The following is a 19,297-nucleotide window of genomic DNA, read 5'->3' on the forward strand; positions in this document are numbered from 1 at the left end:
AGGGAATTTCCCGATGTCGGAAAGCGAACTGCCGCTGAGCGGGCTTGTTGTTGTCGATATGAGCCAGTTTCTGTCGGGGCCTTATTGCTCGTTGCGCCTGATGGATCTGGGCGCGCGCGTTATCAAGATTGAACGGCCCGATGGTGGCGATCTCTCGCGCAGGCTTTATCTGAGCGACACGGAGATCGGCGGTGATTCCACGATTTTTCATGCCATCAATCGCGGCAAGGACAGCCTTGCGATCGACCTCAAAAATCCTGACGATCTGGCAGCATTGAAAAAGCTTCTCACTCAGGCCGATGTGCTCATCCAGAACTTCCGTCCCGGTGTCATCAAGCGTCTTGGTCTCGATTACGAGGCAGCCAAAGAAATCAATCCGCGTCTCGTCTATGCATCGATCAGCGGCTATGGCGAAGAAGGGCCATGGGTCGGACGTCCCGGACAGGATCTGCTGGCGCAGGCGCGCTCGGGCCTCATGTGGCTGAATGGCGATGAAGGGCAGGGGCCTGTGCCCTTCGGTCTTGCTGTTGCCGATATGCTGGCAGGGGCTGCGGCCGCACAGGGAATTCTCGCAGCGCTGGTTCGCCGCGGCATCACCAATAAAGGCTCGCATGTCGAAACCAGCCTTCTCGAAGCGCTGGTTGATTTTCAGTTTGAAGTGCTGACCACCCACCTTAACGATGGCCGTCGTCTGCCAAAGCGTTCCGATTTCCGCAGTGCCCACGCCTATCTCGCAGCACCTTACGGTGTCTATCCGGCAGCGGACGGTTATCTCGCAATCGCCATGATGCCGATTGCGAAACTGGCGCCACTGTTGGAAGCGGATACGCTCATCCCGTTTGCCGATGATCCCAAAAGCGCTTTTGCCAAACGCGATGAGATCAAGCGGCTGATTGCTGCCCGCATTGCCGAGAAGACCGTCGATGAATGGCTCGCCATTCTGGAACCTGCCGATATCTGGTGCGCCCGCGTTCTCAACTGGGAAGAATTGCTCGCAAGCGAAGGTTTTTTGACCCTCGACATGCTCCAGACGGTGACGCGTGAGGATGATGTTTCCATCACCACGACACGTTCGCCGCTGCGCATCAACGGACAGCGCCCGAAGGTGGCGCGCGCCGCACCGCGCATTGGCGAAAATAGCGAGCAAATACGCGAGGAGTTCGGTCTATGAGCAAGATCAAGCTTAAAGGCATGACCTGGAGCCACCCGCGCGGTTACGATCCGATGGTTGCAGGCGCCGAACAATGGCTCGCGGACAAAGGCGTTGAAATCGCGTGGGAAAAGCGGTCGCTACAGGATTTCGAGACCTTCCCGGTCGAGGAGTTGGCACGCAATTTCGATATGATCGTGATCGACCATCCGCATGTGGGCCAGATCACCAAGGAAGGCTGTCTGCTGCCGCTTGATGTGCCGGGCCGCGAAGCCGAACTGAAAGCGCTGGCCGACGGTTCGGTCGGTCAATCCTTCCCAAGCTATAACTGGCAGGGGCGGCAATGGGCATTTCCGCTGGATGCGGCCACGCAGGTTCAGGCGTGGCGTCCCGATCTCATGGACAAGCCAGCCACCTCATGGGGCGAGGTGCTGCGTCTTGCCCGCGCCGGGAAAGTTCTGCTGCCACTGCGCTCGCCGCATTCGCTGATGTGCTTTTATACACTCGTTGCCAATGCCGGAACGCCTTGCGCGGTCGAAGGCGAGCTGATCTCTGTCGAGGACGGCTCACAAGCTTTCGAGCAACTGCGCGAGATTGCTTCGCTGGTTAAGCCTGAATGTTTCGGCATGGACCCGATTGCCGTGTTCGAGGAAATGGCAAATCCAGAATCCGAAATCGCGTGCTCGCCGTTGATCTATGGCTATGTGAATTATGCCATGCCGGGCTTCCGCGACCGCCTGATCCGCTTTGCCGATATTCCAGCGGGCGCGGCGGGTGTTGCAGGATCGGCTCTGGGTGGCACGGGTATTGCGGTTTCAGCCTTCAGCAAACATCCTGAAGCCGCTATCGATTTTGCCTATTGGATTGCAAGCGGTGACGTTCAGAAAGGGCTTTACGCGGCGTCCAACGGTCAGCCGGGACATGCGACAGCCTGGGAAGATGACACTGTGAATGCGGCGACGTCCGACTTCTATCGCGACACGCGTGCAACGCTGGAAGGCGCATGGGTGCGTCCGCGTCACGATGGCTATATGCCGTTTCAGGAAGCGGCTTCCGAGCGTATCAACAAGGGCTTGCTGGACAATGAGAAGGCGGAAGATGTTATTGCCGATCTAAACCGGCTTTTCCGCGAAAGCTTCTGATCAATAATGTTTGGCTGGCGAGAAACTCGCCAGCCTTTAAGTTTAAAGTTTCCAGAGACGCGTTGCATTCTCGGAGAGAAGCAGCGCTTTTTCGTCTTCGCTGCACCCTTCAAGAAGCGCATGGGTTGTTGCTACCCATGTTGAAAGACCTGCATCGATATTGCTCGCCAGTGTGCAGACCGGCCAGTCGCTTCCCCACACAATCCGCTCCCAGCCGAAGGATTGAATGACATGCTCCACATAGGGGCGCACGGTGTCGACAGTCCAGCTTTCAGCATCGGCATAGGCAACCACACCGGAAATCTTTGCCGTCACATTGTCGTGCTGCGCAATCTCGGTAATGCCCTTCTGCCAGACTTCCAGCGCACCTGACTTGATGTCCGGAACGCCGCAATGATCGAGCACGAATTGCACGTCCGGCGCTAGATCGGCCAGTGCCGTCACCTTGTCGATCTGGTGCGGGAGCGTGCAGAGATCGAAGGTCAGGCCGGTGCCTTCCAGCCGCTTGATATTCTCGCGGAAAAGAGCACCCTCGGAAACGTCGTCAGGCACGACATGCAGCACGCGGCGAAAGCCTTTGACGAAAGAATTGCTGCGCTGTTGTTCCAGATATTCCGCGAATCCCGGCTCTTCCGGGCGGCACGAGGCGATTGCACCCTTGATGAAACCGCCCGATCTTCTGGAAATCTCCTGAATGTGGTCCGTTTCAGCCTGAATGGCATCAGCCGCCACATCCACTTCCATATGCAGCGCCGCCTTGATGCCGCAGCGCTCAGCCTGCTTCCGATAGGTCTCAAACAGAAAGTCGCGGTCGAGCGCCGGTACATCCCCCAGCCATGGGTAAGCCAACGCGCTTTTGTCTATCAGATGCAGATGGGTATCGATAATCATGAAAACTCTCCTCCGATGCCATACTTTCAAAAAAGAAGAGAGTTTTCAAATAAGAATTATCGGCATTGCTTAGTCGGTTGCCCCGATGTCGGAACCAACCAGTTTCGACAGGTCTTTGACGGTCTTTTGAAGCAGGCTGATGGTTTGCGTAATGTCGGGTGCTGAAGCTGAATTGACGAGTGTTACGTAAGGACAGGTCAGTGAGGCAATGCATGTGCCATCCGGGCCGAGAATCGGGGCCGAGAGGTTGTAGACGCCTGCCACCTGAGCGCTGGGCATCATTTCATAGCCGCGTTCGCGAATCTGGTCGAGGCGCTCGTAGAAACTCTCATCGAGCTTCACGGTTTCACCGTCTTTCGCATATTCGGCAATCATCATCTTGCGTTCTTCCGGGGATCGGAAGGCGAGAAGCACATGGCCGGAACCGGTGTCGAACAGGCTGATATGCGAACCGACGCGGATTGAAATGCCCCAGTAATCCGGAGCTTCCTGCTGTGCAATGACGACAACAGATCCCCGGTCAAACACGGCAAGCTGGTTGGCCTGCTTCGAACGATCGGCAAGTTCACGCATGAAAGGCGTGGCAAAGGATGCAAGTCTGCGCACCGGTGCATGAAGATGTGCAAGACCGAACAGCTTGAGCGTCAGTGAATAGCGGTCGCCCTCAAGCTTGGTCACGTAACCGCGCTTCACCAGACGGTCGAGCATCCGGTAAAACTCGTTGGGGCTGCGGTCGAGGTGCTTGGCAATTTCTGCCTGTGTCAGCCCGCCATCCACGCTCGCAAGCAGTTCCAGAATATCCAGTCCCTTGTCCAGCGCCGGGGCGCGATAGCGATCGTCTGTTTCCAAGTTGGCTCCCCTCATGAATATTCCCCTTCATATACGAACAGTCGTGAATGCGAAAGTCGCAAATGTGCGGAAACTCGCCTTGACCGGTTTTGAATAATATGTTTGCATATAAATACCAAATTCACAATTGGGGGCGGACCGGGGAAATGTCCGTCGTGAGGAGGAGAAGCATGATGAGTTTCAAAACGTCCTGCCTGGCAGGAACGGCTCTATTGGCATTGGCAATGGGTTCCGCTGGTGCGGCCGATTTGCCGGGTAAGTTTGAAGGCGTAACCGTAAACGCCAAGCTGATCGGCGGTCAGCAATATGAAGCGCTTTATTCGCGCATTGCTGAATGGGAAAAGGCGACCGGTGCCAAGGTCAATATCCTGTCCAAGAAGAACCACTTCGAACTGGACAAGGAAATCAAGTCGGACATCGCGTCGGGCTCGATCAACTGGTGCGTTGGCTCCAACCATTCGTCTTTTGCGCCGCAATATCCTGATCTCTATGCCGACCTGAATGGTTTGCTTCCTGCGGGCGAAATCGAAGGCTTCGTGCCATCGGTGATCAAGGCTTCGACGCTTAACGACAAGCTGGTCATGCTTCCGCGCGCACAGTTCGACGTCTCGGCGCTCTACTATCAGAAGAGCCTTTACGAAGACGACGCCAAGAAGACCGCGTTCAAGGAAAAATACGGCTACGATCTGGCGCCGCCAAAGACCTGGAAAGAAGTTTCCGATCAGGCTGTGTTCTTTGCCGATCCGCCGAATTTCTACGGCACGCAGTTTGCGGGCAAGGAAGAAGCCATCAATGGCCGCTTCTATGAAATGCTGGTCGCAGAAGGCGGCGAATATCTCAAGGACGGCAAGCCAGCTTTCAATTCTGAAGCCGGTGTCCGTGCGCTCGACTGGTTCGTCAATCTTTACAAGGCCAAGGCCGTTCCTGCCGGTACGACCAACTATCTGTGGGATGAACTGGGCGCGGGCTTTGCTTCCGGCACCATCGCGATCAATCTGGATTGGCCGGGCTGGGCGACCTACTTCAACGATCCGAAGTCGTCGAAGGTCGCTGGCAATGTCGGCATCGTTCCAGCGCCGACCGGTTCTTCCGGCAAGCGCACCGGCTGGTCGGGTCATCATGGTTTCTCGGTAACGGAAGCCTGCCCGACGAAGGAAGCCGCTGCATCGCTCGTCTGGTTCCTGACCAACGAAGATTCGCAGAAGCAGGAATCGGCCGCAGGCACGCTCCCGACCCGTACCGCTGTCTGGGATTACGTCATCGAACAGGCTGCTTCCGATCCATACAAGAAGGAAGTGCTCTCGGTGTTCCAGGAAACTGCAAAGACCGCATTCCCGGTTCCGCAGACCCCGTCCTGGATCGAAATTTCCAACGCGGTCTATCCTGAACTTCAGGCTGCGATCCTTGGCGACAAGACCTCCCAGCAGGCTCTCGACGACGCTGCCAAAAAGGCAACGCAGATTCTTGAGGATGCGGGCGAGCTCTAATCCTGCCTGAATGAAATCATGGGCCCGCCCTGAAACCTTTTTGGGGCGGGCCTTTTTTGCCAGTAGCACTGCGTGGTCGGAACCACCGTTTTCAGTTCCGCCGGTTGCCAGTTCCACTGTTTGCCAATCCACTGTCTGGAAGAGCAATGTTCAAGAGACTTTCCCCGCCGGTCCTGCTTCTGCTCCCGGCCTTTATCATCCTCGCAGCGGTGGTTCTGTTTCCTCTCGCGCTGTCGCTTTATTCGAGCTTCACGCCGTTTCGGCTGACGCGTCCCGAGAGCCTGTTCAACTTCATCGGTTTCCGCAACTATCAGCGCATTCTGACCGACTGGGTGTTCTGGGCGGCCTTCATTCGCACGGTGGTCTTCCTCACCATTGCGCTCAATCTGGAAATGCTGCTCGGCCTCGGCCTTGCCATGCTCGTTAATAAGGCGACGCGTGGCCAGCGCGTGTTGCGCACGCTGATGATGTTTCCGATGATGTTCTCGCCGGTGCTTGTCGGCTTCCAGTTCAAGTTCATGTTCAATGACAATATCGGTCTGGTCAACAATGCGCTGCAATCGCTGGGCCTGACCAATACCGCCATTCCATGGCTGATCGACGGCAATCTGGCGCTGATCGCCATCCTGCTGGCGGAAGTCTGGATGTCGACTTCGGTCTTCGCGATCCTCATTCTGGGCGGCCTTCTGTCCATGCCGCAGGATCCGGTGGAAGCCGCGCGCGTCGATGGCTGCACGCCGTGGCAGACCTTCCGTTATGTCATCTGGCCTTACCTGATGCCTTTCGCCTATATCGCGATGACCATCCGTTCGCTGGATGTGGCGCGCGCCTATGACATTGTGAAGATCATGACCGATGGCGGTCCGGCGCGCCGCACCGAGCTGATCTGGACGCTGGTTGGCCGCACGGCCTATGCGGATGCGCAGATGGGCATGGCCAATGCCATGGCCTATGTCGCGATCCTGCTCTCGATCCTCTTCACCGTCTTGTTCTTCCGCAAACTTGCGTCCGCACGCACGCAGATTGGAGCGGAGTGGTAATCATGGCAACAACAACACTCAGCAACAGCCAGCATCGCCTGCTGCGCCGTATCAAGAAAATCGCCTATCTGGTCGGCCTGTTTCTGGCGATGACCGTCATTTGCCTGCCCGGCCTGTGGATCGTGCTGTCCTCACTGCGTCCGCCAGTCGAAATCATGGCGAAACCGCCGGTGTGGATTCCGCAGGAAATCACCTTCGAGGCCTATCGCGCCATGTTCTCGGGCGCAGGCGCTGGCGGTATTCCGGTCTGGGATTATTTCCGCAACTCGCTCATCATCTCGGTGACCTCCACCGTGATTGCGCTGATCGTCGGCGTTTCGGGCGGCTATGCTTTCGCGCGCTTCCGCTTCTGGGGCAAGTCGGCAACCTTCCTCGGCTTTATGCTGACGCGTTCGGTGCCGGGTATTGCGCTCTCGCTGCCGCTCTTCATGGTGTTTTCCCGCGTTGGCATCATCGACACCCATTTCGGCCTCATCCTGACCTATGTGGCGCTGAACGTGCCATTCACGATCTGGCTGATCGACGGTTTCTTCCGTCAGGTGCCGAAGGATCTTGCCGAAGCCGCCCAGATTGACGGCTGCACGCGCTGGCAGGCTTTCTGGCAGGTGGAGTTTCCGCTGGCCGGTCCCGGCATCGCGACGGCAGGCATCTTTGCCTTCCTCACCTCGTGGAACGAATATGCGCTGGCTTCCCAGCTGACCCGTTCCGTCAATTCCAAGACCCTTCCTGTGGGTCTTCTCGATTACACCGCTGAATTCACCATCGACTGGCGCGGCATGTGCGCGCTGGCGGTCGTGATGATTATTCCGGCGCTGACCCTCACATTCATCGTCCAGAAACACCTTGTTGCTGGTCTGACGTTCGGCGCGGTTAAAGGTTGATATAGCAATGGCTCAGCTTTCCATCAAAAATCTCGTCAAGCGCTACGGCAATGTCGGCGTGGTGCATGGCATCAATCTCGAAATCGCGGACAAGGAGTTCGTGGCGCTGGTCGGTCCGTCCGGCTGCGGCAAGTCCACGACGCTGCGCATGATTGCGGGTCTGGAATCCATCACCGACGGCACGCTGGAAATCGGCGGCAGGCAAGTCAACGATCTGCCGCCACGCGACCGCAACATCTCGATGGTGTTCCAGTCCTATGCGCTTTATCCGCATATGTCGGTGCGCGAGAACATGGGTTTCTCGCTGAAGATCGCCAAGCAGTCGCAGGCGGAAATCGACCGTCGCGTCAATGAGGCCTCGGCCATTCTCGGTCTTGAAGCGCTGATGGAACGTCGCCCGGCGCAGCTCTCCGGCGGCCAGCGCCAGCGCGTCGCCATGGGCCGCGCCATTGTGCGCAATCCGGAAGTGTTCCTGTTCGACGAACCGCTGTCGAACCTCGACGCCAAGCTGCGTACCCAGATGCGCACTGAAATCAAGAAGCTGCATGCCAAGGTGCAGTCGACGGTCGTTTACGTCACGCATGATCAGGTCGAAGCCATGACGCTTGCCGACCGTATCGTCATCATGCGCGATGGCCATATCGAGCAGGCCGGAACCCCGGATGAAGTCTTCAAGCGCCCGGCAACGCAGTTCGTTGCCGGTTTCATCGGCTCCCCGCCGATGAATATGGGCGAAGCGACGGTGACGGGCGATGATCTGGTCTTTGCCAATGGCGACCACCTGCCGCTACCTGCCCAGTTCAGGGGCAAGGCCAAGGACGGCTCCAAGGTGACATTCGGCCTGCGCCCGGATGATGTCTTCCCGAAAGGCCACGGCATTTCCACAAGCGACGCTGTGCATGAAAAAGACATGCGTGTTTCGATCACCGAGCCGCTCGGCAATGAAACGCTGGTTTTCGTGGAATTCGCCGGCAAGGAATGGGTGGCGCGCATGCTGAACCCGCGTCACCTGCAACCAGGCGAAACCATCACAATGCAACTCGATCTGTCGCAGGCGCATCTTTTCGATGCCGCAACCGGCAAAACTTTGGCGGCTTAATCATGGCACGTATTGAAAAAGTTGAACTGCGCATGGTTGACCTTCCGCCGAAGGTCAAGCGCACCGACGCGATCCAGAGCTTCGTCAGCCAGGAAACGCCGATTGTCACCATCACCGATAGCGACGGTGCGGTCGGTACGGGCTACAGCTATACGATCGGCACTGGCGGTTCGTCCGTCATGCGCCTATTGAGCGACCATCTCGTGCCGCTGATCATCGGTGAGGACGCCGATTGTATCGAAGCTATCTGGCGCAAGCTGGAATTCGCAACCCATGCCACGACCATCGGCCCGATCACCGCGCTGGCGCTGGCGGCAGTCGATACTGCGCTTTGGGATCTGCGCGCGAAGAAGCAGGGCCTGCCGCTCTGGAAGCTCGCAGGCGGCGCCAAGGAAAGCTGCCCGCTCTACACGACCGAAGGCGGCTGGCTGCATATCGAGAAAGAAGCGCTGGTCGAGGATGCATTGCAGGCCAAGGCCAAGGGCTTCACCGGCTCCAAAGTCAAGATCGGCAAGCCGCACGGTTCTGAAGATTATGCGCGCCTGTCCGCAGTGCGTGCGGCGCTGGGCGACGGCTTCGAAATCATGACTGATTGCAATCAGGGCTTTACGGTGGACGAAGCCATTCGCCGCGCCGAGCGCCTGAAGGAGCTTGATCTGGCATGGATCGAAGAACCGCTTCCAGCTGACGATCTCGACGGTCATATCCGCCTGACGCGCTCCACTCCGACGCCGATTGCGGTGGGCGAATCCATCTATTCGATCCGCCATTTCCGCGAATATATGCAGAAGGGTGCATGCTCCATCGTGCAGGTGGATGTTGCGCGCATCGGCGGCATCACGCCTTGGCTGAAAGTCGCCCATGCGGCTGAAACATTCGACATTCCGGTCTGCCCGCACTTCCTGATGGAGCTGCATGTCAGCCTCGTCTGCGCGGTGCAGAACGGTCGCTATGTCGAATATATTCCGCAGCTCGACGACCTCACCACCAAGGGCATGGAAATCCGCGACGGCCGCGCCATTGCACCATCCGAGCCAGGTATTGGCATCGAGTGGGATTGGGACGCAGTGCGCGCCCGGTCGATTTCGGAATTCACCCGCGAGATCACGGAGGCGGCATGACGTCTCCCGCAAAACAGCGCATGGGCATGGTGATTGGCCTCAATGCGGAGAAGATCGCAGAATATAAGAAGCTGCACGCTGCCGTGTGGCCGGAAATTCTTGCGCTCATCTCGGAATGCAACATCACCAACTATACGATCTTTCTGAAAGAGCCGGAAAATCTGTTGTTCGGCACATGGGACTATGTCGGCACCGACTTTGACGCCGACATGAAGAAGATGGCCGATAACCCGAAAAATCAGGAATGGTGGTCCGTCTGCATGCCATGCCAGAAGCCGCTCGAAACCCGCAAAGAGGGCGAGTGGTGGGCAATGATGGAAGAGGTGTTCCATCATGACTGAGGCTTTCGATCCAAAGCAGCTGCGTCAGTGGTGGGCCAAGCCCTCCAAGCCAAAACCCATCGTGATCTTCGGCGCGGGCAGCATTGTCGGCGACGCGCATCTGCCCGCCTATAAGAAGGGCGGCTTTCCGGTTGCCGGTATTTTTGATCCCAATCTGGACAAGGCTAAAGAGCTAGCCGACCAGTGGGGCATCAAGGCTTTTGCCAGCGCTGAGGAAGCGCTTGCCGTCGAAGGCGCGATCTTCGATCTGGCAACGCCACCGTCGGCCCATGCAGCGATCCTGTCGCAATTGCCGGAAGGTGCGGCTGTTCTGATCCAGAAGCCGATGGGCAGCGACCTTGCCGCAGCAACAGAGATCCTGAAGGTCTGCCGCGCGCGCAATCTGAAAGCGGCGGTGAATTTCCAGCTGCGTTTCGCGCCGATGATGCTCGCGCTTTACGACGCCGTCGATAAGGGCCTGCTTGGCGAAGTGGTGGATTTCGACGCCTGGCTGGCGCTCGCCACGCCATGGGGTCTGTGGCCTTTCCTGAAAGGTCTGCCGCGCATCGAGATCGCCATGCATTCGATCCATTATCTGGATTTCATCCGCGGTCTGCTTGGCAATCCGCTCGGTGTTCATGCCAAGACCATCGGTCATCCGAACCATGACGTGGCTCAGACCCGCACCGCCGCAATCCTCGATTATGGCGACCGTGTCCGTTGTGCTCTGTCGGTCAATCATGACCATGATTTCGGCCGCAAGTTTCAGGCCTGCGAGTTCCGCATCTGTGGCGCGCAAGGTGCGGCCTATGTGAAACTGGGCGTCAATCTCGACTATCCGCGCGGTGAGCCGGACGAGCTTTGGATCAAGCCCAAGGGCGGTGATGACTGGGTTTCCGTGCCGCTCGAAGGTGCCTGGTTCCCCGACGCTTTCCTCAATCGCATGGCGCAGTTGCAGCGTTTCGCGACAGGCGAAGATGCTGAGCTCTTTGGTTCTGTCGAAGATGCCTGGCACACCATGGCGCTTGTCGAGGCCGCCTATCAGTCGAGCGCTGCGCCCGCCACGCCGCTTGCCGCAAAACCGGAGGTCTGATCATGGCCGAACAGAAAATCTACTACGAAGACTATGAAATGAATCATGTGCGCCTCACCACGGGCCGCACCATCACCGAAACCGATTTCGTGGTTCATGCCGGGCATACGGGCGATTTTTTCCCGCATCATATGGATGCGGAATTTGCCAAGACATTGCCGGGCGGCCAGCGCATTGCGCATGGCACCATGATCTTTGCAATCGGCGTCGGCCTCACGGCGACGCTGATCAACCCGGTTGCTTTTTCCTATGGTTATGATCGTCTGCGGTTTATTCGTCCGGTGCATATCGGCGATACGATCCGCACACGGGTTACGATCAGCGCCAAGGAAGACGATCCCAAGCGCGCCACTATGGGACGCGTGACGGAACGCTGCGAAGTGCTTAATCAGCGGGATGAAGTGGTGCTCGCTTGCGACCACATCCTGCTTGTCGAACGGAAGGCTTGAAAATGACGATACGATTTGATGGAAAAACCGCACTGGTGACGGCTGCCGCTCAGGGCATTGGCCGTGCAAGTGCACTGGCTTTTGCGGAAGCTGGCGCCAAGGTCTATGCGACCGACATCAACGAGGCAGCTCTCAAGGAAATCGACGGTGTCAACGGTATCGTCACCCGCAAGCTCAATGTGCTTGATGAAGCGGAAGTGAAGGCGCTGGTCGCCGAAATCGGTCAGGTGGACATCCTGTTCAATTGCGCAGGCGTCGTCCATGGCGGCTCGATTTTGGAAATGAAGGACGAAGACCTCGACTTCGCCGTCAATCTCAATATCCGCTCGATGATCCGCACCATTCGCGCCGTGCTGCCAGGCATGCTGGAGCGCAAGGACGGTTCTATCGTCAACATGGCGTCCGTCGCGTCGAGCGTGAAGGGCGTGCCGAACCGCTTTGCCTATGGCGTCACCAAGGCCGCTGTCATTGGTCTGACCAAGGCTATTGCTGCCGACTATGTTGCCAAGGGCATCCGCTGCAACGCCATCTGCCCCGGTACGGTTGAAAGCCCATCGCTTCAGGACCGCCTGCGTGCGCAGGGCGATTATGAAGAACAGCGCGCGGCGTTCATCGCCCGTCAGCCGATTGGCCGCATCGGTCAGCCGGAAGAAATCGCTGATCTCGCCGTGTATCTCGCCGGTGCGACCTACACGACCGGTCAGGCTTACAACATTGATGGCGGCTGGACGATTTAGGGCAATCGATATTCAGGCTCTGGCGGCCTGCAAATGGCATTTTTCTTCGCCTTCCGGTGCTCATGTACCTTTAAGTACATTCCGCTCCGGTTCTCGAAAAACACCATTTTCGGCACGCCATAGCCAGAATCTCAACCACCCTTAGCCCCATCTCTTTCATCCCCCCAAAGGAGTAAACTCATGAAATTTCTTCGTTACGGTGAAGCCGGTCAGGAAAAGCCGGGCATTCTCGATGCCGATGGTGCGATCCGCGATCTCTCCGCGCATGTAAGCGACCTTTCCGGTGCGGCTCTGGCCCCCGATGCGCTGGCCAAGCTTGGCGCTGTCGACGTCAATTCGCTGCCAAAGGTCGAAGGCAATCCGCGCCTTGGCCCGTGCGTTGCTGGCACCGGCAAGTTCATCTGCATCGGTCTCAACTATTCCGACCATGCGGCTGAAACGGGCGCTACCGTACCGCCAGAGCCGATCATCTTCATGAAGGCTACATCGGCAATCGTTGGCCCGAATGACGACCTGCTCATTCCGCGCGGTTCTGAAAAGACCGATTGGGAAGTCGAACTCGGTATCGTGATCGGCAAGACCGCGAAATACGTGTCGGAAGACGATGCGCTTGATTATGTTGCTGGTTATTGCACCATCCATGATGTGTCTGAGCGCGCTTTCCAGATCGAGCGTCAGGGTCAGTGGACGAAGGGCAAGTCCTGCGACACATTCGGCCCGACCGGCCCGTGGCTCGTGACCAAGGACGAAGTTGCTGACCCGGAAAATCTTGGCATGTGGCTGAAGGTCAATGGCGAAACCATGCAGAACGGCTCGTCGAAGACGATGATCTACGGCATTCGCCACCTCGTTTCCTATCTCTCGCAGTTCATGTCGCTTCAGCCGGGCGATATCATCTCCACCGGCACGCCTCCCGGCGTCGGCATGGGCATGAAGCCGCCTCGCTACCTGAAGGCTGGCGATGTCGTCGAACTCGGCATTGAAGGCCTTGGTTCGCAGAAGCAGAACGTACGCGCTGACATCTAGGTGTTTGTTTATGCATGATCCCAAGACCGTTCCCATGTTTTGGGATCATGCCCTGATCACGGATATATCATGACGAAAATCACTGACCTGCGCGTCTTCGACCTGCGTTTCCCGACTTCGCAAAGTCTGGACGGCTCGGATGCCATGAACCCGGACCCGGATTATTCGGCGGCCTATGTCATCCTCGATACGGATGACACGTCGTTGAAGGGCCACGGCCTCACCTTCACCATCGGACGCGGCAACGACATTTGCTGTCAGGCGATTCTCGCCATGCGCCATCTGGTCGTGGGTTCCTCGATGGATGATTTCCTCGCGGCCCCCGGCAAGTTCTGGCGCTACCTGACCGGCGACAGCCAGCTGCGCTGGATCGGCCCGGACAAGGGCGCGATGCACCTCGCCACCGGCGCTGTCGTCAACGCCTTCTGGGACCTGTCTGCAAAGCAGGCTGGCAAGCCGGTATGGCGGCTTGTGGCCGACATGTCGCCGGAAGAAATCGCCGACATTGTCGATTATCGCTATCTCACCGATGCGCTGACGCGTGACGAGGCTCTTGCGATCCTCCGCAAGGCGGAAGCTGGCAAGGCGGAACGTATCGCCACGCTCGAAGCGGAAGGCTATGCCTGCTACACGACGTCGGCTGGCTGGCTCGGCTATGACGACGACAAGTTGCGCCGTCTTTGCCAGGAAGCCATCGATGAAGGTTTCGACCACGTCAAGATGAAGGTCGGCCGCGATCTCGAAGACGATATCCGCCGCCTGACCATTGCGCGCGAAGTGATCGGTCCCGACCGTTATCTGATGATCGACGCCAATCAGGTCTGGGAGGTCGATCAGGCCATCGAATGGGTCAACAAGCTAGCCTTCTCGAAGCCGTTCTTCATTGAAGAACCGACCAGCCCGGACGATGTTGCAGGCCATCGCAAGATTCGTCAGGCCATTGGCGACGTGAAGGTTGCGACTGGCGAAATGTGCCAGAACCGCATCATGTTCAAGCAGTTCATCGCGGAAGGCGCCATCGACATCGTTCAGATCGACTCGTGCCGCATGGGCGGACTGAACGAAGTTCTGGCCGTGCTGCTGATGGCTGCGAAGTTCGGCAAGCCGGTCTGGCCGCATGCGGGCGGCGTTGGCCTGTGCGAATATGTGCAGCATCTGTCGATGATCGACTATGTGGCCGTTTCAGGCACCAAGGAAGGCCGTGTGATCGAATATGTCGATCATCTGCATGAGCACTTCATCGACCCATGCGTGATCAAGGACGCGGCCTATATGCCGCCGTCGCTGCCGGGCTTTTCGATCGAGATGAAGCCGCAGTCGATTGCGGAATATACGTTCAAGGGTTGAGAGCCAGTTTCTCGATGGTAAAAAGCGAAAGCCGCGCTGGAAAGCGCGGCTTTTGTGTTTCGAGCGCATCCCGAAAAGTGTGAAACGGCTTTCGGGTATGATGCGCGTTAAAACAAGCAGTTAGAGCGCCGATCTGATTCAATCAGATCGAAACGCGCTCTAAAGAAAGCGGATCATCAACGCGCCGGAAAGCAACAGAACCGCACCGGCAATGCGTCCCGCAGTGATTTCACGCACCGCAACGCCCATGAAGCCGATGCGGTCAGCAGCCAGCCCGGCCATCAATTGCCCCGCAACAGCAAGCCCCATCACGGCAGCAGCCCCGATGCGTGGCGTCAGCAACACGGATGCGGTCACATAGATACAGCCAAGCGCACCGCCAGCCACGAACAGCCAGCCCGCAGGCACGTTGAACGCTGGCATTGCACCCGTCGCGCGTGCGGTGATTCCGGCGATGACAGCAAGGATGACAGCGCCAGAAAGGAACGAAATCGCAGCAGCCGTTACAGGCGATCCCAATCCACGGGCCAGGGCCGCATTGATGGGCGCCTGAATAGCAATACAGGCACCGGAAAGGATGCCGAACAACGTCCAGAGCATGGAGATTTCCTCGCGTGGTGAAAATTTGGAAGGAACTGGTGGAACGATTAGTCCTCGCAGAGGAAAATCGTCAGGTCAATATTTCGATCAAAGTCCACCACACTAGCCGAACAAGCGCAGAGGCCCGAAAAGACAAAGACTATCGCTATTACTACTGAAGAGATAGATGGTGCCCGGAGGCGGATTCGAACCACCGACACGCGGATTTTCAATCCGCTGCTCTACCAACTGAGCTATCCGGGCATCCGTAACAAGCAATTTGCTCGTTCGAGGCGGTGTTGGTTCCCGCCGGAAGTGGGTGGGTTATAGCATTAAATTTCGCGCTGTCCAGCACCGTATCGCAATTTTTATCAGCTTTTCTCACAGTTTCGATAAATAACTGATTTTATTGGAGGAAGCCGCTTTGAGAGAGGCCTAGTTTCCTTCTTCTTCCTCTTCATCGATCGGCTTTCCCGGCAATACATAGCTGCCCGACAGCCAGCGATTGAGATCGATGCTTTTACAGCGTGGCGAACAGAACGGGTAGGATTCGCGCGATGAAGGCTTTCCGCATTCCGGGCAGGGGCGCGTCGGGCGCAATGGCGTCACTCGTGCACCTGCGGCTGCCGATATGTCCTTCTTGTCACTCATGCCTGTTCTCAGACTTTCCCGCTATTCCAGTTAGCGTAAACCGGGTAGTCGACATCGCTCAGCAGGCTTATGGTTTCCTGCAGCGGCAATCCCACGACGTTTGTATAGGACCCGACCAGCTTCACGACGAAACTGCCCGCCAGTCCCTGGATTGCATAGCCGCCCGCTTTACCGCGCCATTCTCCAGACGAGAGATAGGCGTCTATCTGCTGGCGGGATAACCGCTCGAAACGCAGGCGTGTTTCAACCAGTGTCTGGCGCAAATTCCCGTTCGGCAAGACAAGGCTCACACCTGTGAAGACCTTGTGAGAACGCCCGGAAAGCAACCTTAGACATTCTCGGGCTTCGTCGGCACTCTCCGTTTTGGGGAGAATGCGCCGACCGACGGCCACGACAGTATCGGCTGCAAGCATAAAGGCGCCAGCGAAATTCGCATCGTCCTTCAACTGCTCCTGTGCCTTGCGTGCCTTTTCCCGCGACAGACGTCGCGCCAGCGAGCGCGGGTGTTCCGCGCGCTGCGGCGTTTCATCTATATCAGCCGGATGAATGTGGTCCGGTTCGATGCCTGCCTGCCCCAGAAGCTCGATCCTGCGTGGAGAACCGGAGGCAAGAACCAGCTTGTGTTGCGCGCTCATCGAATAGACATTTCCTGGAACGGGAACGGATTGCTTACTTGAAGCGGTAGGTGATGCGGCCCTTGGTCAGATCGTAAGGGGTCATCTCAACCAGAACCTTGTCGCCAGCCAGAACGCGGATGCGATTCTTGCGCATACGGCCTGCCGTATGGGCGATGATTTCATGTTCGTTCTCGAGCTTCACGCGGAACATAGCATTCGGCAGCAGTTCCGTAACAACACCCGGAAATTCTAGGACTTCTTCTTTCGCCATGCGATACCTGTTTCTTTCTTTGATAAAATGCCGCTCTCGAGCGGTCTTTAGGTCGGAATTTGCGCGGAACCTATATGATTAGGCGGCATTTGTGAACAACGGAATTCCGTGAACTCAATGCTCATTAAAACGCTGCATGATTTGCCGCTTCAGACGGTCCCGCACATCGCGATACGCCGCCATGATCTGGCTTCGGCTGCCGGTTACCAAGGTCGGGTCCGGCGTCGGCCAATATTCGACATCAACCGAGAACCCCCGCATTCGCTCCAGCACAGTATGGTGGGCAAGTGGTGTCAGCGTTACAATCAGGTCGAAATAGCCATCAGCAAGTTCTTCGAGGCCACGCGGTTGCCGGTTATCAAGCGACAAGCCTTCTTCCTGAAGGACAGCATCGACAAACGGATCACGTTCGCCCCGTTTCACACCTGCAGAAGCTACATAAATATTGGGTGGCAGGGCCTGTCTTGCAAGCAATTCCGCCATGGGGGAACGAATTGCATTCTTGCCGCAGACAAAAAGCAGGGACTTGGGCAGGCTCGGTTTGTGATCTTCGTCGCCGTCGGCGCCAAAATTTACGGGAGGGGCATCGGTGATGACCATCAATGATCAGCCTCTCCAGTGCAGGACGCAGACAAGTGTGAAAAGCCGCCGTGCCGTGTTGAAATCAACCTCGATCTTGCCCTGCAACCTGTTCTGGAGCGTTTGCGATCCTTCATTGTGAAGGCCGCGCCGTCCCATGTCGATTGCTTCGATCTTGCTTGGCGTGGCCGACCGGATCGCCTGATAATAGCTTTCGCAAATCATGAAATAATCCCGCACGACACGCCGCAAGGGCGTGAGCGAGAGAATATGGGTCGCGACGTCTTCACCGGCTTCCCGGGTAATGGCGAAGATCAGCCGTGATTCCATCAATGAAAGCTTCAGACGATAAGGTCCTCCCGTCTCGTCTCCGATCGGGTGGAAGGAATTTTCTTCGATAAGGTCAAAAATGGCCACCGCACGTTCATGCTCGACGTCAGGTGTCGAGCGCCCGATGGATTCATCGAGCTCGACGTCAACAAGGCGCGCATTTGGAACAGCGGCAGTCATGTCACCTCATAGATTCAGCCGGATAGCGACAGACTGTGCGTGTGCGTCAAGGCCTTCGGCGCGGGCAATCTCGATTGCCGCAGGTCCGAGCACACGCAGTTGATCAGGGCCGAGTTTGAGAAGCGAGGTTCGTTTCATGTAATCGAGAACCGACAAGCCGGATGAAAAACGTGCCGAGCGCGCCGTCGGCAGAACGTGGTTACAGCCGCCGACATAATCGCCGATCACTTCCGGCGTATAACCGCCGATGAAGATCGATCCTGCATTGCGGATTTTTGGCAGCAAGGCTTCCGGATCTGCTGTGGCGATTTCCAGATGCTCGGCTGCAATGCGATTGGCAAGCGGGATGGCTGCCTCGAAATCCTCGACCAGAATAACCGCGCCGAAATCGCGCCAGCTCGCGGCTGCAGTTTGCGCGCGCGGAAGGTTGCGGAGCTGCCGTTCAACAGCTTCTTCGACAGCCTGTGCGAGCGCTTCATCATTGGTCATGAGGATCGATTGCGCCGCTGTATCGTGCTCCGCCTGGGCAAGGAGGTCGGCGGCGATCCAGTCGGGATTGTTGTCCTTGTCGGCAATGACCAGCACTTCCGACGGGCCAGCGATCATGTCGATGCCGACCGTGCCGAAGACAATACGCTTGGCGGCCGCAACATAGGCATTGCCGGGGCCGACGATCTTGGCAACGGGACGAATTGTTTCGGTGCCATAGGCGAGGGCCGCGATAGCCTGCGCGCCGCCGACACGGTAGATTTCCGAAACGCCAGCCAGACGTGCTGCCACCAGAACCAATGGATTGAGAATGCCATCGGGTGCCGGAACCACCATGACAATGCGTTCTACGCCTGCCACCTTGGCAGGAACGGCGTTCATCAATACGGAACTTGGGTAGCTTGCCGTGCCGCCCGGAACATAGAGCCCCACAGCTTCGATAGCTGTCCAGCGCGAGCCGAGTTCGACGCCGAGCGCATCCGTATAACGATCATCCTTGGGAAGCTGCCGTGCATGGTGCTTCTCGATGCGCTCGTGAGCAAGCTTCAGCGCTTCGATCGTCGACGCCGGGGCTGTGTCGAATGCGGCATCGATTTCAGCTTCAGTGACCGCGATTCCGGTTTTATCGAGATCGATCCGGTCAAAGCGACGGGAGTAGTCGATGAGCGCGCTGTCGCCTTCGCGCCGCACCCGCTCAACGATCTCGCGGGCCGCACGATCGACATCCTCGGACGCCTCGCGTTTACTGGCCAGAAATGTCGCGAAATTACTCTCGAAATCGGGATCGGTTTGTCTGAGCGTCTTGACCACGCTTCTGTTCCTTCAAATATGCTTTGCCAGATTGGCGTCCGGCTGACGAAAGACGGTTTTGTAGAACCCTCTCCTATGCCAGGGCGCTGAGATGCTGACGCTATCCAGGCCCTGAAAATGCTCAATCGCCGCACGGGCTTACCAAACCGCGATGATTCA

General features: G+C 57.5%; 22 protein-coding genes and 1 tRNA gene. 13 read left to right on the forward strand and 10 right to left on the reverse strand.

Features of this window, described 5'->3' with window-relative positions:
- The first annotated feature begins 13 nt into the window (after positions 1-13).
- Entirely contained in the window at positions 14-1,171 is a 1,158-nt protein-coding gene (locus F9K91_RS04640) for a CaiB/BaiF CoA transferase family protein (RefSeq protein ID WP_151555461.1), read from the forward strand.
- Complete coding sequence (locus F9K91_RS04645) at positions 1,168-2,292, forward strand: extracellular solute-binding protein (RefSeq protein ID WP_151652206.1); 1,125 nt, start codon at positions 1,168-1,170, stop codon at positions 2,290-2,292. Before F9K91_RS04640 ends, F9K91_RS04645 begins: the two co-directional genes overlap by 4 nt.
- Positions 2,293-2,334: 42 nt before the next feature.
- Here F9K91_RS04645 and F9K91_RS04650 read toward each other — a convergent pair whose 3' ends face one another.
- Together F9K91_RS04650 and F9K91_RS04655 are read right to left on the reverse strand one after the other, a co-directional pair.
- Positions 2,335-3,183 carry an amidohydrolase family protein gene (locus F9K91_RS04650; protein WP_151652205.1) on the reverse strand — a complete coding sequence of 283 codons (849 nt, stop codon included), beginning with the start codon at positions 3,181-3,183 and terminating at the stop codon, positions 2,335-2,337.
- Between the two features lie 69 nt (positions 3,184-3,252).
- Positions 3,253-4,047, reverse strand: coding sequence for an IclR family transcriptional regulator (locus F9K91_RS04655; RefSeq protein ID WP_061344910.1), 795 nt, complete (start codon positions 4,045-4,047; stop codon positions 3,253-3,255).
- A 155-nt stretch (positions 4,048-4,202) separates the two neighbouring features.
- Here F9K91_RS04655 and F9K91_RS04660 point away from each other — a divergent pair, with 155 nt between their 5' ends.
- The 11 genes from F9K91_RS04660 to F9K91_RS04710 all read left to right on the forward strand — a co-directional run bounded on the left by F9K91_RS04660 (position 4,203) and on the right by F9K91_RS04710 (position 14,632).
- Complete coding sequence (locus F9K91_RS04660; protein WP_151652204.1) at positions 4,203-5,519, forward strand: ABC transporter substrate-binding protein; 1,317 nt, start codon at positions 4,203-4,205, stop codon at positions 5,517-5,519.
- Positions 5,520-5,665: 146 nt separating this feature from the next.
- Positions 5,666-6,559, forward strand: a complete 894-nt coding sequence (locus tag F9K91_RS04665; RefSeq protein WP_078337853.1) for a carbohydrate ABC transporter permease — start codon at positions 5,666-5,668, stop codon at positions 6,557-6,559.
- Positions 6,560-6,561: 2 nt separating this feature from the next.
- The gene (locus tag F9K91_RS04670) at positions 6,562-7,440 is read left to right on the forward strand and encodes a carbohydrate ABC transporter permease (RefSeq protein WP_151652203.1); all 879 of its coding nucleotides are present in this window, start codon (positions 6,562-6,564) and stop codon (positions 7,438-7,440) included.
- A gap of 7 nt (positions 7,441-7,447) precedes the next feature.
- On the forward strand, positions 7,448-8,539 hold the full coding sequence (locus F9K91_RS04675; protein WP_151652202.1) for an ABC transporter ATP-binding protein: 1,092 nt from the start codon (positions 7,448-7,450) through the stop codon (positions 8,537-8,539).
- Positions 8,540-8,541: 2 nt separating this feature from the next.
- Positions 8,542-9,660 (forward strand): mandelate racemase/muconate lactonizing enzyme family protein, encoded by a 1,119-nt coding sequence (locus F9K91_RS04680; RefSeq protein WP_078337856.1) that lies wholly within the window; start codon positions 8,542-8,544, stop codon positions 9,658-9,660.
- Complete coding sequence (locus tag F9K91_RS04685) at positions 9,657-10,001, forward strand: L-rhamnose mutarotase (RefSeq protein ID WP_078337857.1); 345 nt, start codon at positions 9,657-9,659, stop codon at positions 9,999-10,001. Before F9K91_RS04680 ends, F9K91_RS04685 begins: the two co-directional genes overlap by 4 nt.
- On the forward strand, positions 9,994-11,073 hold the full coding sequence (locus F9K91_RS04690; protein WP_151652201.1) for a Gfo/Idh/MocA family protein: 1,080 nt from the start codon (positions 9,994-9,996) through the stop codon (positions 11,071-11,073). The genes F9K91_RS04685 and F9K91_RS04690 overlap by 8 nt, the downstream gene beginning before the upstream one ends.
- A gap of 2 nt (positions 11,074-11,075) precedes the next feature.
- On the forward strand, positions 11,076-11,522 hold the full coding sequence (locus tag F9K91_RS04695; RefSeq protein WP_078337859.1) for a MaoC/PaaZ C-terminal domain-containing protein: 447 nt from the start codon (positions 11,076-11,078) through the stop codon (positions 11,520-11,522).
- 2 nt (positions 11,523-11,524) lie between these two features.
- The gene (locus tag F9K91_RS04700) at positions 11,525-12,259 is read left to right on the forward strand and encodes an SDR family oxidoreductase (protein ID WP_151652200.1); all 735 of its coding nucleotides are present in this window, start codon (positions 11,525-11,527) and stop codon (positions 12,257-12,259) included.
- A 180-nt stretch (positions 12,260-12,439) separates the two neighbouring features.
- Complete coding sequence (locus F9K91_RS04705; RefSeq protein WP_151652199.1) at positions 12,440-13,285, forward strand: fumarylacetoacetate hydrolase family protein; 846 nt, start codon at positions 12,440-12,442, stop codon at positions 13,283-13,285.
- Between the two features lie 69 nt (positions 13,286-13,354).
- Positions 13,355-14,632 (forward strand): L-fuconate dehydratase, encoded by a 1,278-nt coding sequence (locus tag F9K91_RS04710; protein WP_151677291.1) that lies wholly within the window; start codon positions 13,355-13,357, stop codon positions 14,630-14,632.
- A gap of 159 nt (positions 14,633-14,791) precedes the next feature.
- On the opposite strand, the gene F9K91_RS04715 is transcribed toward F9K91_RS04710, so the two are convergent.
- From F9K91_RS04715 to hisD, 8 genes are all read right to left on the reverse strand, one after another.
- Positions 14,792-15,232, reverse strand: coding sequence for a DMT family transporter (locus tag F9K91_RS04715; RefSeq protein ID WP_029925820.1), 441 nt, complete (start codon positions 15,230-15,232; stop codon positions 14,792-14,794).
- 167 nt (positions 15,233-15,399) lie between these two features.
- A tRNA-Phe gene (locus F9K91_RS04720) sits at positions 15,400-15,475 on the reverse strand.
- Between the two features lie 171 nt (positions 15,476-15,646).
- Positions 15,647-15,862 carry a DNA gyrase inhibitor YacG gene (gene yacG / locus F9K91_RS04725; protein WP_061344923.1) on the reverse strand — a complete coding sequence of 72 codons (216 nt, stop codon included), beginning with the start codon at positions 15,860-15,862 and terminating at the stop codon, positions 15,647-15,649.
- Between the two features lie 8 nt (positions 15,863-15,870).
- On the reverse strand, positions 15,871-16,497 hold the full coding sequence (locus F9K91_RS04730; RefSeq protein ID WP_061344924.1) for a Maf-like protein: 627 nt from the start codon (positions 16,495-16,497) through the stop codon (positions 15,871-15,873).
- 34 nt (positions 16,498-16,531) lie between these two features.
- Positions 16,532-16,750, reverse strand: coding sequence for a translation initiation factor IF-1 (infA, locus tag F9K91_RS04735; RefSeq protein WP_002965531.1), 219 nt, complete (start codon positions 16,748-16,750; stop codon positions 16,532-16,534).
- Positions 16,751-16,864: 114 nt separating this feature from the next.
- Entirely contained in the window at positions 16,865-17,350 is a 486-nt protein-coding gene (locus F9K91_RS04740; protein WP_235912787.1) for an arsenate-mycothiol transferase ArsC, read from the reverse strand.
- A gap of 6 nt (positions 17,351-17,356) precedes the next feature.
- Positions 17,357-17,839 carry a UPF0262 family protein gene (locus F9K91_RS04745; RefSeq protein WP_061344926.1) on the reverse strand — a complete coding sequence of 161 codons (483 nt, stop codon included), beginning with the start codon at positions 17,837-17,839 and terminating at the stop codon, positions 17,357-17,359.
- Positions 17,840-17,845: 6 nt separating this feature from the next.
- Positions 17,846-19,138 carry a histidinol dehydrogenase gene (gene hisD, locus F9K91_RS04750; protein WP_151677292.1) on the reverse strand — a complete coding sequence of 431 codons (1,293 nt, stop codon included), beginning with the start codon at positions 19,136-19,138 and terminating at the stop codon, positions 17,846-17,848.
- Between the last annotated feature and the right edge of the window lie 159 nt (positions 19,139-19,297).

The sequence above is a fragment of the Brucella tritici genome, assembly GCF_008932295.1.
Classification (GTDB): Bacteria; Pseudomonadota; Alphaproteobacteria; order Rhizobiales; family Rhizobiaceae; genus Brucella; species Brucella tritici.

Excerpts from the sequence above, each read along its gene's own strand:
- F9K91_RS04640 (WP_151555461.1), top strand. The coding sequence starts at position 14 with ATGTCGGAAAGCGAACTGCCGCTGAGCGGGCTTGTTGTTGTCGATATG.
- F9K91_RS04645 (WP_151652206.1), top strand. The coding sequence starts at position 1,168 with ATGAGCAAGATCAAGCTTAAAGGCATGACCTGGAGCCACCCGCGCGGT.
- F9K91_RS04650 (WP_151652205.1), bottom strand. The coding sequence starts at position 3,183 with ATGATTATCGATACCCATCTGCATCTGATAGACAAAAGCGCGTTGGCT.
- F9K91_RS04655 (WP_061344910.1), bottom strand. The coding sequence starts at position 4,047 with ATGAGGGGAGCCAACTTGGAAACAGACGATCGCTATCGCGCCCCGGCG.
- F9K91_RS04660 (WP_151652204.1), top strand. The coding sequence starts at position 4,203 with ATGATGAGTTTCAAAACGTCCTGCCTGGCAGGAACGGCTCTATTGGCA.
- F9K91_RS04665 (WP_078337853.1), top strand. The coding sequence starts at position 5,666 with ATGTTCAAGAGACTTTCCCCGCCGGTCCTGCTTCTGCTCCCGGCCTTT.
- F9K91_RS04670 (WP_151652203.1), top strand. The coding sequence starts at position 6,562 with ATGGCAACAACAACACTCAGCAACAGCCAGCATCGCCTGCTGCGCCGT.
- F9K91_RS04675 (WP_151652202.1), top strand. The coding sequence starts at position 7,448 with ATGGCTCAGCTTTCCATCAAAAATCTCGTCAAGCGCTACGGCAATGTC.
- F9K91_RS04680 (WP_078337856.1), top strand. The coding sequence starts at position 8,542 with ATGGCACGTATTGAAAAAGTTGAACTGCGCATGGTTGACCTTCCGCCG.
- F9K91_RS04685 (WP_078337857.1), top strand. The coding sequence starts at position 9,657 with ATGACGTCTCCCGCAAAACAGCGCATGGGCATGGTGATTGGCCTCAAT.
- F9K91_RS04690 (WP_151652201.1), top strand. The coding sequence starts at position 9,994 with ATGACTGAGGCTTTCGATCCAAAGCAGCTGCGTCAGTGGTGGGCCAAG.
- F9K91_RS04695 (WP_078337859.1), top strand. The coding sequence starts at position 11,076 with ATGGCCGAACAGAAAATCTACTACGAAGACTATGAAATGAATCATGTG.
- F9K91_RS04700 (WP_151652200.1), top strand. The coding sequence starts at position 11,525 with ATGACGATACGATTTGATGGAAAAACCGCACTGGTGACGGCTGCCGCT.
- F9K91_RS04705 (WP_151652199.1), top strand. The coding sequence starts at position 12,440 with ATGAAATTTCTTCGTTACGGTGAAGCCGGTCAGGAAAAGCCGGGCATT.
- F9K91_RS04710 (WP_151677291.1), top strand. The coding sequence starts at position 13,355 with ATGACGAAAATCACTGACCTGCGCGTCTTCGACCTGCGTTTCCCGACT.
- F9K91_RS04715 (WP_029925820.1), bottom strand. The coding sequence starts at position 15,232 with ATGCTCTGGACGTTGTTCGGCATCCTTTCCGGTGCCTGTATTGCTATT.
- yacG (WP_061344923.1), bottom strand. The coding sequence starts at position 15,862 with ATGAGTGACAAGAAGGACATATCGGCAGCCGCAGGTGCACGAGTGACG.
- F9K91_RS04730 (WP_061344924.1), bottom strand. The coding sequence starts at position 16,497 with ATGAGCGCGCAACACAAGCTGGTTCTTGCCTCCGGTTCTCCACGCAGG.
- infA (WP_002965531.1), bottom strand. The coding sequence starts at position 16,750 with ATGGCGAAAGAAGAAGTCCTAGAATTTCCGGGTGTTGTTACGGAACTG.
- F9K91_RS04740 (WP_235912787.1), bottom strand. The coding sequence starts at position 17,350 with ATGGTCATCACCGATGCCCCTCCCGTAAATTTTGGCGCCGACGGCGAC.
- F9K91_RS04745 (WP_061344926.1), bottom strand. The coding sequence starts at position 17,839 with ATGACTGCCGCTGTTCCAAATGCGCGCCTTGTTGACGTCGAGCTCGAT.